This window comes from Flavobacterium sp. 2755 (genome assembly GCF_031455715.1).
Classification (GTDB): Bacteria; Bacteroidota; Bacteroidia; order Flavobacteriales; family Flavobacteriaceae; genus Flavobacterium.
In genome coordinates, this window is sequence record NZ_JAVDTG010000004.1 from 166,759 (window position 1) to 179,900 (window position 13,142).

The 13,142-nt window shown below is 35.8% G+C and carries 14 protein-coding genes; 8 read left to right on the top strand and 6 right to left on the bottom strand.

Annotated features, from left to right (window positions below; genetic code table 11):
- Window positions 1-3 precede the first annotated feature (3 nt).
- Window positions 4-453 (top strand): carboxymuconolactone decarboxylase family protein, encoded by a 450-nt coding sequence (locus tag J2Y38_RS11010; protein ID WP_309842305.1) that lies wholly within the window; start codon window positions 4-6, stop codon window positions 451-453.
- A gap of 91 nt (window positions 454-544) precedes the next feature.
- Here J2Y38_RS11010 and J2Y38_RS11015 read toward each other — a convergent pair whose 3' ends face one another.
- Window positions 545-988 carry a carboxymuconolactone decarboxylase family protein gene (locus tag J2Y38_RS11015; protein WP_309842306.1) on the bottom strand — a complete coding sequence of 148 codons (444 nt, stop codon included), beginning with the start codon at window positions 986-988 and terminating at the stop codon, window positions 545-547.
- Window positions 989-1,137: 149 nt separating this feature from the next.
- Between J2Y38_RS11015 and J2Y38_RS11020 the strand changes: the two genes are divergently transcribed.
- Entirely contained in the window at window positions 1,138-1,719 is a 582-nt protein-coding gene (locus J2Y38_RS11020) for a Crp/Fnr family transcriptional regulator (RefSeq protein ID WP_309842308.1), read from the top strand.
- Here J2Y38_RS11020 and J2Y38_RS11025 read toward each other — a convergent pair.
- From J2Y38_RS11025 to J2Y38_RS11035, 3 genes are all read right to left on the bottom strand, one after another.
- A complete protein-coding gene (locus tag J2Y38_RS11025; protein ID WP_309842311.1) occupies window positions 1,714-2,355 on the bottom strand; it encodes an NAD(P)H-dependent oxidoreductase in 642 nt (213 codons plus the stop codon). The genes J2Y38_RS11020 and J2Y38_RS11025 overlap by 6 nt on opposite strands.
- Before the next feature lie 92 nt (window positions 2,356-2,447).
- The gene (locus tag J2Y38_RS11030; protein ID WP_309842313.1) at window positions 2,448-2,882 is read right to left on the bottom strand and encodes a GNAT family N-acetyltransferase; all 435 of its coding nucleotides are present in this window, start codon (window positions 2,880-2,882) and stop codon (window positions 2,448-2,450) included.
- A 118-nt stretch (window positions 2,883-3,000) separates the two neighbouring features.
- Window positions 3,001-4,473: a PLP-dependent aminotransferase family protein gene (locus J2Y38_RS11035; protein ID WP_309842316.1), complete on the bottom strand. Its 1,473-nt coding sequence runs from the start codon at window positions 4,471-4,473 to the stop codon at window positions 3,001-3,003.
- Window positions 4,474-4,616: 143 nt separating this feature from the next.
- On the opposite strand from J2Y38_RS11035, the gene J2Y38_RS11040 reads away from it, so the two are divergent.
- The 6 genes from J2Y38_RS11040 to J2Y38_RS11065 all read left to right on the top strand — a co-directional run bounded on the left by J2Y38_RS11040 (window position 4,617) and on the right by J2Y38_RS11065 (window position 8,873).
- Window positions 4,617-5,057: a carboxymuconolactone decarboxylase family protein gene (locus J2Y38_RS11040; protein ID WP_309842320.1), complete on the top strand. Its 441-nt coding sequence runs from the start codon at window positions 4,617-4,619 to the stop codon at window positions 5,055-5,057.
- Between the two features lie 34 nt (window positions 5,058-5,091).
- Window positions 5,092-5,508: a DUF4345 domain-containing protein gene (locus tag J2Y38_RS11045; RefSeq protein WP_309842323.1), complete on the top strand. Its 417-nt coding sequence runs from the start codon at window positions 5,092-5,094 to the stop codon at window positions 5,506-5,508.
- 268 nt (window positions 5,509-5,776) lie between these two features.
- Window positions 5,777-6,607 (top strand): helix-turn-helix transcriptional regulator, encoded by an 831-nt coding sequence (locus tag J2Y38_RS11050; protein WP_309842325.1) that lies wholly within the window; start codon window positions 5,777-5,779, stop codon window positions 6,605-6,607.
- An 80-nt stretch (window positions 6,608-6,687) separates the two neighbouring features.
- Window positions 6,688-7,248 carry an ester cyclase gene (locus J2Y38_RS11055; protein WP_291143849.1) on the top strand — a complete coding sequence of 187 codons (561 nt, stop codon included), beginning with the start codon at window positions 6,688-6,690 and terminating at the stop codon, window positions 7,246-7,248.
- A 9-nt stretch (window positions 7,249-7,257) separates the two neighbouring features.
- A complete protein-coding gene (gene ygiD / locus J2Y38_RS11060) occupies window positions 7,258-8,148 on the top strand; it encodes a 4,5-DOPA dioxygenase extradiol (protein ID WP_309842329.1) in 891 nt (296 codons plus the stop codon).
- A 68-nt stretch (window positions 8,149-8,216) separates the two neighbouring features.
- Entirely contained in the window at window positions 8,217-8,873 is a 657-nt protein-coding gene (locus tag J2Y38_RS11065; RefSeq protein ID WP_309842332.1) for an alpha/beta fold hydrolase, read from the top strand.
- Between the two features lie 214 nt (window positions 8,874-9,087).
- Here the strand turns inward: J2Y38_RS11065 and J2Y38_RS11070 are convergent, their stop codons facing one another.
- Entirely contained in the window at window positions 9,088-10,278 is a 1,191-nt protein-coding gene (locus J2Y38_RS11070; protein ID WP_309842334.1) for a hypothetical protein, read from the bottom strand.
- A gap of 177 nt (window positions 10,279-10,455) precedes the next feature.
- Window positions 10,456-12,969, bottom strand: a complete 2,514-nt coding sequence (locus J2Y38_RS11075) for a T9SS type A sorting domain-containing protein (RefSeq protein WP_309842337.1) — start codon at window positions 12,967-12,969, stop codon at window positions 10,456-10,458.
- Window positions 12,970-13,142: the final 173 nt, after the last annotated feature.

A 13,142-nucleotide genomic window follows, 5' to 3' on the forward strand; every position in this document is an offset into this window, starting at 1 on the left:
AATATGAAAAAAAGATTGCTATTTCACGATTACCTGCCTGAGGCATATAAACTAATGAAGGAAATTGATGCTGTTGCAAAAGAAGGCATTGAACCCTTATATATCGAAATAATAAAAATCCGCACCTCGCAGCTTAATGGATGTGCGTATTGCCTGAATATGCATACTACTGATGCCATAAAACTTGGAGAAGATCCTCAGCGTCTTAATGTCCTTTCGGCATGGAGAGAAGCTTTGAACTGGTTTACAGAAGAAGAACAAATTATTCTACAGCTAACCGAAGAAGTTACCCTGATTGGACAACACGGAATAAGCGATAAAGTTTATGACCGCGCAGTTGAACTTTTTGGAGAAGAAAAACTGGCCCGTTTAATTCTTGCTGCCATAAACATAAACAGCTGGACAAGAATTGGTGTAAGCCAGCATCTTCATCCTGTTAAGTATAAAGTTTAAGTCGCGGTTTTCAGTTTTTAGTTTTCAGTCGCAGTTTTCAGTCACAGTAAATACTGAAAACTGCGACTGAGACTGAGAACTAATAAAAAAACTATTCATCCAGATCAGGCTGCTGATGCGTTGTGATAGCGATTCTGTTCCAGGCATTTATGGTAATTATCGCCATAATGGTTTGAGAAAGCGTAACCTCATCCATAAGTCTGGCAATATTATTATAAGTCTGTTCAGAAACACCTTTGTTGATAAAAGTCATTTCTTCGGCAAGTGCTAAAACTGCTTTCTCGGTTTCACTAAAAAAAGAAGTTTCTCTCCATGCATTTAAAGCATAAATTCTCTGTTCTGTCTCTCCTCCTTTTCTGGCGTCTTTTGTATGCATATTGATACAAAAAGCACAACCGTTAATTTGCGATACCCTAATTTTAATCAGCTCTTTTAGTGACGCATCCAGATTGGATTTTTCAAGATATTTTTCAAACCCAAACATTACTTCATAAGCCTGAGGCTGGACTTCACTAATAACTACTCTTTTACTCATTGCTTTATATATTTAAATTATTAATGATGCAAAATTGGGTATAGTACAGTTCTAAAAAATTAAAGTACTTTAAGAAATAAGAATTGGACAAAAAATACCTTTGACCGAAGAAATACTTTAAACCAAATCATTCAATAACATCTAGCATTATGAATCCACACGAACTATTATTCAGCCATATTAAAAGATTTACAATCTTAAATGAAGATCAGGAACAGTTGCTGCTTTCGAAATTAAAATACCGTAAAGTGAGCCGTAAAGATTTTTTGCTTAAAGAATATGAAGTATGTTCCAATTACTATTTTGTAACCAAAGGATGTCTTCGGTTTTATAGAAATACAGAAAATGGATTTGAGCAGGTATTGCAATTTGCAATTCCGGGATGGTGGCTAAGCGATTTCCAGAGTTTTGAAACCCAAAAACCATCAGAATATTTTATACAAGCCGTTCAAAATACAGAAATGCTGATTCTGCATCGATCAGATTATCAGGAACTATTTACCGAAGTTCCTGCATTAAATACTTATTTCAGATTGATGATGCAGAAAGCATATACTGCGTCGCTAAAGAAAATGGAACTAATTCTTTGTGAATCTGCAGAAGAAAGATATTTACAGTTTATAAATTCCTTTCCTGATTTTGTACAGATTGTTCCGCAATATATGCTTGCATCATTTTTAGGTTTTACACCGCAGTTTATGAGTATGCTGCGTGCAAAAAAGGAATTATGACAAATATCTTTTGATAAGCGTTTTTATTCTTGCATTTGAATTATTTTTTGCCAATTCAAATGCTTCTGTACCAAATGCTTCCCCATCAACACTTACTTCCTGAATATCGGTTATTCCAATAATATTGAAAACCGTTCTCAAATAATCAGACTGGAAGTTCATGTGTTCGTTATAACCTCCTTTTTCATATCCCTGCGCGCCTCTTGAAAGCAGCAGAAACAAAGATTTATTTTTTAATAATCCGATGTACGGATTACGCTGATCTTCATGATTGACTTCCCAGGTTTCATTTACTCTCAAAACCTGATCTATATAGGCTTTTAATGAACTTGGAACAGACCAGTTGTACATTGGCGAACCCAAAACAATGACATCAGCATCTTTCAATTCCTTTATAAGTTCAGCACTGAATTTTAATGTTTCAATTTCTTCAGGAGTTCTGGCAGATTCGTGTTTGAATGCACCGGCGATCCATTTTTCGTTTACATGCGGAATATTACTTTTGCCTAAATCCCTGAATTGTATGATCGATTCCGGCTTATGTTCTTTGTAATATTCAACAAAAATATCCGTAAGCCTTCTGCTGTGTGATCTTTCCTCACGCGGGCTTGCGTTAATTACTAGTATTTTTTTCATATGATAATTTTAATGCAAATCTAGCCTCCTGGCTTATTTTAAAAGTTAATCTAGTTGAAGAAGCAATCGAAATTCCTTCGATTTTAATTCAATTATTCTTTCATCATTTTGGCAAAGTGGTGGCATGCCAAAAAGTATCCTTTGCTTAAATAAAGTCTGTGAGCAGGATGCAGCGCGAAACCGCTGTCTAAGTGTACAGATTTTATACCTCTCTGCACAGCAAGCTGATCTACATAATCTAAAAGTTTTCCCGCATAGCCGCGTCCGCGATATTCAGAAAACGTAAAAAGATCATCAATATAAATCATCTTTCCGGTTCGTAGCATATTTATAACTCTAAAGCCTACAAAGGCTGCGGCTTTAGTTCCGTCGTCTGATGGAATGCAGGCCAATTCAAAACCTCCGCTGGTAATCATTTCAAGAACTTGTTCAACCACATTTTCCGGTTCTAAATTGGTTCTGAATTCTAAAATTGCCTCTTTAGCTAATTCTATTTCTGCTGTTGTCTGAACATTTAGTATATCCATAATTTCATTTTATTTATTAATGACACAAAATTAGACGCCATAGAAACGCTGTGCAGAGACCAGATTATAATAATAAGCTAGTCCAAGACGAAAATAAAACAGAAGTATAAATTTAGAATTACAGGTTTTGAGCAACCGTTTTGATAATATGGACTGCTTCTGTGAGTTCCTGTTCATTTAAGGAAGCAAAACCAAACCTGAAAGCATTAAAATGCGCATCTTTTCCAATACAATAGGTACTGCCTTTTATGGTAAGACCTTTAAGATCGGCCTTTTTAATAATTTTTGATAAATCATATTGGGGTTTTACTCTCAGCCATAAAGCCATTCCGCCAGTAGGTTTTGTAAAATCAATCATATCGCCCATTTCTGAACTTACCAAATCAGATAGAAAATCACATCTTTGAGAATATAATTTATTTGTTTTTTGAATATGACGGGCCAGATCGCCATTAGCAATCATTCCAGAAATGGTTTCTTCCATTATAAAATCCCCTCTCAAATCAATAAGAGTTCTTAGTCTTGCAGCCGCCTGCAAGAAATCAGAAGTTGCAATCATATAACCCAGACGAAAAGGCGAACCCAAAACTTTGGTAAGCGAACCTATATAAATTATTCTGCCGCCATGATCACCGCTGGCCAAAGGCAGATAAGGATCATATTTAAACTGAAAGTCATAATCATAATCATCTTCGATAACCGCAAAATTATACGCTGTAATAAGTTTCATGAGATGATTTCTTCTTTCCACACTCATTGTAACTGTTGTTGGGTGATGGTGATGCGGAATGATGTAAAGCATTTTTATGACATTTTTTTTCAGAATATCTTCTAGCTTTTCTGTACACATTCCGTCGCCGTCCATTGGTACACGGATAAGTTCGGCGCCCAGTTTCTCAAAAAGCGCCTCCGCTATAAAATAAGTCGGTTCGCTCACTACAACCTTGTCACCGGGCTTTATAATAAGCGATGCTGCGATATAAATAGCCATTTGAGCCCCGCGTGTTGTAAATAAGTTCTCTTCTCCCATATCAATTCCGCGTGTCTGATTAAGAAATGAACGCAGCGAAGTCTTGAAATTTGAAGAACCGCCGTCTAAATTTACTCCAGAGCGTCTGCTCGATGCAGAAACTTCCAAAGCTTTCTTAAACTGCCTTGATATCGCCTGAACAGGAAGCAGCGAAATATCCGGAAAACCGTCATTAATCTCTAAACGGTTGTTATTTAGAGAGCGAGATAAAGGCATTACAAGTTCAAAATGATCAAAATCAAAAGTTCCCGCTTCTGCAAATGGGCTGACTCTTTTACTGTTATAAGATCTCGGCCTAACCATTGGCAGATCTGGTGATACTGTGTAGCTTTTACGGGGTAAATTATCAATCCAGTTTTCAGACACAAGGGTTTCGTAAGCCGCCACAATCGTTTTTCTGTGAAGCTGCAAATCAAAAGCAAGTGTTCTGGTACTTGGAAGTACAGCGCCTGGAGGAAGTTTTCCTTCCTGAATTAATGAAATAAGCTGTAATGAAATCTGTCTGTAAACTGGCAGACTGTCTTTTTTATCAATAATTATAAGGTTTTTATAAGGAAGCATAGGAAAGTTTTGAAATCTGTTTATTACTTGATTACAACCATTCAAATATAACAAAACTGGACTACTAATGAAACATTTTCTGGTCTATGATTCCAATTTTTATCTATAATAATTTTGCATGACCAAAAGCAAAATAAGATATTATGGAAAGTACACTAGATTTCAAAAGTTTTATTCTGGATTTCTATCAAATTTTAAGTCAGCTCGACGTATTAATTTCCAACTCAGGATTAAACAAACTGCAGCAAGGACTTATAAAAATCAGAACCTCACAGATTAACAGCTGTGATTTCTGTGAACAGCTTCATACTTATGATGCCTTGCAACATAGTGAAGATCCTAAAAGAATTTCTATGCTGAGTTCGTGGCGGGAAGCCAAAAAATGGTTTAGCAGAGAGGAACAGCTTATTTTGGCTTTATTAGAAGAAGTAACCACGGTATCTGGTGGATTAAGCAGCGAAATCTACAATTCGGCACTGGATACTTTTGGAAAAGAAAAAACCTCTAAACTGATTATGGCTGTAGCCAATATAAACGGATGGAACAGAATAAGTGTTTTACTAAACACAAATCCTTTTGCATAATATTTCACTTTAACTAATTTAAAAAAGCTGGCTTATGAAATCTTTTATTCTAACAGTAAGAATCTTGTCCATCGCGTTCATTGGAGTATCATTACTGCATTTATTTATGGGAATGTATGCTGATGCTACTCTTGGCGCACCAGTCACAGCCCAAATGGCATCTGATCCGTCATTTGATAGTCAAAATCGTTTTTATGGTATTACATTTTCTTTACTTGGAGTTGTATTATTAATTTCCTGTAACGATTTACGCCGATATTATCCTATAATGAATGCGGCTTTTGCGGTATTATTTGCAGCAGGAATTGCCCGTGTCGCGGCATGGATAATCAATGGTGCGCCTTCTCCAATCATCATAGGAATTCTTTGTGCCGATTTACTGCTTCCTCCGGTTCTTTATTTTTGGTTAAAGCACAATCTTAAATCTTTAGACAGTTATCCAAATACTTAAAAAGAACTTTATTATAAATATTTAACCCGTTAGGTGTAATGCATAAAAAATAATAATTAAACACATAGAAACATAGATTTTATGTGTTTTGAAAAAAGTAAATCAAAAAGAAACTTGTTTCTCACACATAGTGCTATGTGTGTTTATGCAAGTGAAACGCCTTTCTTGAGTTCATCCCGACGCTTAGGGACTATGTTTCTATGTGTTAAAAATAATTACACCCAAAGAATTAAATACTTACTTTTAACTTATCTTTCAAAAAACCGCTATGACAGAAATCTTTAAAATATTTCGTATTACAGCTGCTGAATCTTTTAAGATTCAGCTCTCTGTAAACGAGCCTCATGCACATGATTTTGAAGAACTTATTATAGGCGGACAAGGTCAGCTGGAACATTTTATAGATTTTAAATCCCGTTTAATCGATGCGCCTTTTATCAGCTTTGTTACCCAAGGAAAAATCCATCGTGTAAAACCTATTATTAAAGACGGTTTGTGTGATATGTGGGTTTTAAGATTTAAAAGTGAATTTATTGCAGAAACTATTTTTAGTCTTTATGCTTCTTTTCATGACAAGGCTAACATCAGTATGCAGAGTAATGCCTGTTTTGAAAGACTAGATATACTCTGTAAAATGATTCATGATGAATACAATCAGGAAGCGTCTGATCTGGCTGTTATTAGACAATTGTTAAGCACGATTTTTACTATCATAGAATCTGAACGTCGCAAATTAAACCTAAACGACGATGAGTCTAAGAAAATACAAAGCACCACTTTTAAAAATTTCCTAAGACTTTTAGAAGAGTATTACAAAGAGTCTAAAGATGTGAATTTTTATGCCGAAAAACTTTTCATGACCACGCGGAATCTCAATTTAATCTGCCAGAATGTATTGCAGCAAAGTGTTTCGGAAATTATAGAAACCCGCAAACTTACCGAAGCCAAAAACTTATTGATGACTACGGATAAAAATATTGCTGAAATAGGTTATGAACTCGGATTTAATGAAAAAACCTATTTCACTCATGCCTTTAAACGCAAAGCAGGCCTTACTCCTACTGAGTTTCGGGAAGAAATGCTGAAAATGCTTTCCTAAAAACACAACCATTCTTCCGAAAAGCGTTACCGTTCCCTTATCATTTAGATGCAGCTTTGTATCAACAAATAAATGATATTATGAAAAATTCAATTTTAATACAAGCTGCCGCTTTGGCTCTTGTTTTTACTGTAAGCACTACAGTAACCGCTCAGAAAAAAGATGATAAGGCTGATTTGGTAAAACAAATTAAAGAACTCGCAGCAGCAAATGCACAAATAGCCAAAAATCTGGAAACTTTTGACACTTTAGATTTTACGGTTTTCAGTAACCGCGATTGGTCACGTCTTCATGAAAGCCATGCAAAAAACATCAAAGTACATTTTCCTGATGGTCATACCGAAGTTGGTTTAGAGCAGCATATAAAAACGCTGGACGCTATGTTTGTATATGCTCCAGATACCAGAATTAAAGAACATCCCATTAAAATTGGTTCGGGCAATATTACCGCTGTAATGGGCTACATGGAAGGAACTTTTACAAAACCAATGCCTACGGGTGACGGAAACTTTATACAGCCTACAGGTAAAAAATTCAGACTGCCAATGGCAACTATAGGAATTTGGGAAAACGGAACGATGCAGGAAGAATATCTTTTTTGGGATAATAAAGCCTACATGGAGCAAATACTAGGTAAATAAATTGAAGAAATGGACAGAAAAGATTTTCTAAAAACTATGGCCATTTTACCATTGGGAGCTGCAGCAATGCAGCTCAGCTCCCTAAAAACAGCAACAGCTGCTTTTGGCGCAACAGAACGTATGCCGGTTCTTTTTCTTGGACACGGGAATCCGATGAATGCTCTTGCAGATAATAATTTTACTCAGGGTTTTGAGCAAATTGCCAAAACATTACCCAAACCACGCGCTATACTTTGTATTTCTGCACATTGGGAAACTAAAGGTACTTTTGTTACCGCAATGCAAAAACCGGAAACCATTCATGATTTCGGCGGTTTTCCAAAGGCCCTTTTTGACCTGCAATATCCTGCGCCCGGAAGTCCCGAATTAGCATTAGAAACACAAAACCTTATCACTTCTACTCCGGTTGGACTTAGCAATGATTGGGGGCTTGATCACGGATGCTGGTCTGTAATAAAGTTTCTTTATCCAAATGCTGATATTCCTATTGTAGAAATGAGTATTGATTATACAAAACCTGCTTCTTATCATTATGAATTAGGTAAAGAATTGGCAGCGTTAAGACGCAAAGGTGTGCTTATTGTGGGAAGCGGAAACTCGGTACATAATTTACAGCTTGCGGCATGGGATAAAATGATGGTTCCCGGATATGCCTATGAATGGGCGCATATTGCAAATGAAAAAATGAAAAAAATGATTTTGGAAGATGATCATCAATCGCTTATTAATTTTGATAAACAAGGACGTGAGTTCGAACTCGCTGTTCCAACTCCGGAACATTATATTCCAATGTTATACATATTGGCACTTAAAGAAAAAGACGAAAAAGCTACTGTATTTAATGATGCTTTAGTAGCCGGTTCACTCAACATGATGTCGATCAAAATTGACAAGGCATGATTCTAAAAAAGCATTTTTGGATCTCCTTTGGCATCCTTATTTTAATCTCAATTTTTAGTTTTACTATTATGAATTCAAGCAGAGAAAATACCAAATTACATTATTTGGTAAGACAACCTAAAATCAAAACTACAAATCCGCCTTTAATTATATTATTGCACGGCGTAGGCGGAAATGAGCAGAACCTATTTTCTTTTGCCAATGATTTGCCCGATAACTTTTTGGTAGTCTCTGCACGCGGACCGCTTACCTTTGGTCCCGAAAGTTTTGCGTGGTTTCAGGTAAACTTCGTTGACGGAAAACCGCAAATCAACGAACAGCAGGCTGAAGCGGCGAGAGTAACTATTTTAGATTTTATAGAAGATTTAAAACACGAACTTACTTTTGATGAAAAACAAGTTTATTTAATAGGCTTTAGCCAGGGAGGAATTATGAGTTACAGCGCGGCTCTTACAGCCCCTGAAAAAATAGAAGGAATTGCCGTTATAAGCGGAAGGCTTCTTCCTGAAGTTAAACCTCTTATAGCTGATAATAAACGTCTTGAAAAACTTAAAGTTCTTGTTTTGCACGGAAGACAAGATCCGGTTCTTCATCTGCCTTATGCGCTTGAAGCTGTAACTTATCTAAAATCAAAAGAAATGACTCCGGAATTTAAGTCTTATGAAGGAGGTCATTCTATAAATAAACAAATGATTGATGATATAAATATTTGGCTCGGAAAATAATATTAATTCCATAGGAATGTTTCGTTGGTAGAAAAAAATAAAGATCAGTCCCATTTACGTTCCGTAGGAACGTTTGATAGGTCAGATTATTAAAAAAAATGTCTAAATCAAACGTTCCTACGGAACGTAATCCCATTATAATAATAAAATTTTCTACCAATGAAATGTTCCTACGGAACAACTCAGGTCAAAAAAAATTCCTGATAAAACTAGCTTATTCCGTTTTAGGAAATTTTGCAGCCGTAACTTTTGGGATAACCACTACAAAATCAAATCCATTTATTATTCTTGACAGCGTAACATCATTTACCACTATTTCTTTATTCTCTAATGCATTTCTTAAAGGATGCATATCAACACAATACCATTGATTACCTTCAACAGCACTAAATATTGGTTTTAAAACTTTTGAATTATTACTGTTTTCATTTATAGGTTGCTCCGGAAATCCTTTAAATGGCGAACCCAGCGCTCCTGATTTCCCAACAATTAAAATGTGCAGCGAATTCTTAAATTGGCTATCAGCAATATTACTAACTAAACTACCTATATCATAAATTTTCAAATAGCTTTCGCCTTTTGGTAAATGTCCGGCGCCGTATTTAAAAAGATTTTTTTTGTTTGCCCATTTATCATATACATTCAGCAAATTGTTCTTCAGCAATTGAACTCGCAAATGATGGTTTTGCTCTTTATAAATTTTCGCTGTTAGTTTTAACGCTTCAATTTGTTCTTTTTCCTTTTGGCTTATATTAAGTTGGAGCAATTCGGAAATTTGCTTTTCAAAATCATCAGTCATTAAATACATTGGCTTACTTGGATTTTTTAAAAAATCAGCAAAATAGGTTTTTGATTTTAGTTCAATATCTTCATAAATCTTTCTTGCTTTTTCATTCTTTGTTTTAAGTTTAAGTTCACTGCAAATCAATCGGTCTGCATTCATTAAAACCTGATCAATTCCGTAAACAGAAGTATTGGCTTTTACTAGTTTTTTCAGCAGCTTAAATTCCGGTTCCATTGCAAAAAAAGAAAAGACATTTCCAAAATCGTCGACATACTTTTCTAATTGTGTATTAGATAATGTTTTGATTTTTGAAGTAATTATTTCGGCCGAATACGGATCAACTTCACAAAAGAAATTATCAAACTTAACTTTATCCATTACTGCCGATGTAAAAAATGGGATTTCATTTGTAAAATGATCTTCGGCAAGTAATACATAATCTGATTTTTGTATTTCATTAATCAAATTATCCCAGCCATTTCCGGTAAAAGCGGCATCATTTACGACAAAAGTATTGGCATTTTTCTTCACATAATTAGTTACCAAAGAATCTTGAGAAAAAGACAGTAAAGGTGTTGCCACTATTGCTGACAACAAAATAAGTAAGTGAAATGGTTTCATGATTTTATGAATTAAATTAATCTGATTTTTGAATGATGCAAAGTTACTATCATTACACATTTCGTTGATTCACAATTGTTAAGATATAATTCTAAATAAAAAGAGCTCAATATAAAATTGAGCTCTTTGACCTAATTAATCATTACTTGGGGCAAAATGTTTGAATCAGGCTGTACTTTATTGTTTTATTAATTTCTTTGTAAACGATCCCTTATCTGTTTTAGCAACCACTAAATAAATTCCCGTTGATAAATCAGAAACCGAAAAACTATTTGAAGGATATTCTTTTATAAGCGAACCCAGTAAATTGTAAATTTTTACATTTCGAATTTCATCGCTGCTGTCTATCGTTACAATATTTGAAGTTGGATTTGGATGAAGTACCAAATACGCATTTTCAAAAACTTCATCTTTAGTGCCAAGATTTGAAAGATTCCCAACCTTCATACCGTTTCCAAAACTCGTTACCCAAAGTTCATTGGCATTATATGGATTAAAGAAAACACGTTCCGGCTGTTGAAACGGATAAGAATCCACCATAGAAAAAGTAGGCGTTGCTGAATTAATATTAGAAGAAATCCATAAACCCTGTCCTTCTGTAGTCAAGTAAATTTGATTTGCATTCGTTGGATTAAATGTAATCGAAGTTACCCTGTCAATCGTTGATCCGGATAATTTAGTCCAGCTTGTACCGCGATTCGTTGTTCTGTATAAACCGCCTAAACCATTTGGCGCACCGCCCCAGCCGCTAAACACACACGCATACCAAGTATTTTGTGCCGCATCATTAGGGTCAATTACAATATCTTTTGTCCAATATTGCATTCCTGCATGCGAAACATCTGTCCACGAATTGTTCGCCGGAGTGTAAACAAACACACCAGAACTCGGCTGAAAACCAACATCTTCAACACGACGCCCGGAATACGAACAAACTACTTTTCCGTCATTCAAAACATTAATACAAGCCGGATGTTTTTGTGTTCTCGGCGGATTCGGTAAAAGTGTCCAGGTTGAAGAAGCTAAAAGATTCAGATTTGTTGTTTTATAAATTCCGCCAACACCATTTCCGTTAGCATAATGAATTACACTCGCATAAGCCGTATTTGGGTTATTTGGGTCAATCGCAATCCAAAAAACAGGATGATTAAAAACATGCAGATTCTGCCATGTCTGCCCTTGATTTGTGGAATAAACAATTTTTCCGTTAGCATCATCTGCGTCAAGCGTTTCATCAAACAATCTCGTACTTTGGTACATATCATGAATGTCTGACGTTGCCATAAACAAAGTTCCATTTGTTGGATGCGCTGCTATACGATAACTCGTATTTGCATTGTGTCCCGTATAATTAAAGGACCAAGATGAACCCGCATCGTCACTCTTAATTCCTTTAATATCAGAGAAACAAGACCATACTTTATTTGCATTAATCCAATGCATTTGCCAGCTCGTTGTATTCTCTAATCCGTTGCTTTGGTACGAACGAAATTGTGGTGTTGCAGCATTTGCAGCATTTTGCGAAGAAGTCGCCACATAAGCCTGCTGCCAGGAAGTTCCTCCATTTGATGTTTTATGTACAAAACCATAATCTCCAAAAATAACTTTGCTTGAATTGTTTGGAGAAACAGCCATCCCAAAAGGACATTCACCGTAAGACCAGCCGCGATCGCCGCCTTGCCCGCTCCATCCAGTCGTTATATTTTGATTATTTGTAGTTATAAAAGTATTGTTCCAGTTCGTTCCGGCATTTGTAGTTTTAAGTACTATAGGTCTTGCACTTGAATTACTTCCGCATAAATAAACCGTATTAATATCGTTTTTAGCCATTCCCACAAACATAGGAAAATCAACACCCGGCGTAATTCCCGTCATTTTTGAAACCCAGTTTCCTGAACCATAATCTACTGAATAGATTCCTTTTGGAAATCCCCAATAATCAGAACCCGGCATTCCTGCATAAATACTATTATTTAAAGCTGTAATACAAAAAAAGCGTGTTACACCTCCCACTTTCGCACCAGCAAAAGACCAAATTCTATCGGTAGCAGGAATTCCAACTAATGGCGCAGTTGTCCATGTTGTTCCGCCATTGGCAGAAACCAAAACACCATTATTAGTCCCAATATAAATATTGTTTCCATCAAAGAAAACACCTCCTACAACTATCCCATTTCCGGTTGCAGCGGTATGAATGCTGGTAAAACTTGTTCCGCCATTATTGGAAAAATAAATACGGTTGTATTGCGAAATTATAATTCGGTTTGGATTATCGTAATCAGCGTTTATGCTGTATAATTCTTCAGAATTATTTGGGTTTCCTGTTAACGGCGTCCAGGTAATTCCGTTATCTGTACTTTTCATTGGGCGCTGCATATCATTAGCATAACTAATCGTGTACAACAATCCCGGTGTCGAAGTATAACACACTTTTGAATTGTGTCCGCCCCAAATTTGTCGGTGGTCAACCTGCGAATAATTCAGTCCGAAATCAGTCGTATGAAACAATTCTCCCATATCACAAGAAGCATAATACTCATTGTCGTTATTAGGATTAAATGCCATAGAAAACATGGCGCCGCCTCCGCCAATTCCCCGCGAAACAAATGTTGATGGCTGAGCAAACAGCGATTGAAAAGATAAAAATGCGCAAAAAATTAAAATAGTGGTTTTTAAGGTTCGATGCCTCATAGTGTAAAGATTTGGTTAAGTTTGTTTTTGTTAGATTCGGTAAAAAAACCGCTCAAAAGCCGGGGGTTAGCTTTTGTACAATTAAAAATTGCGATTTTTACATAGGTCAAATTTACATGGTTATTTCACAAAATTAACAGCATATTAAAAGTAATTTATTCACATTTGTTAAT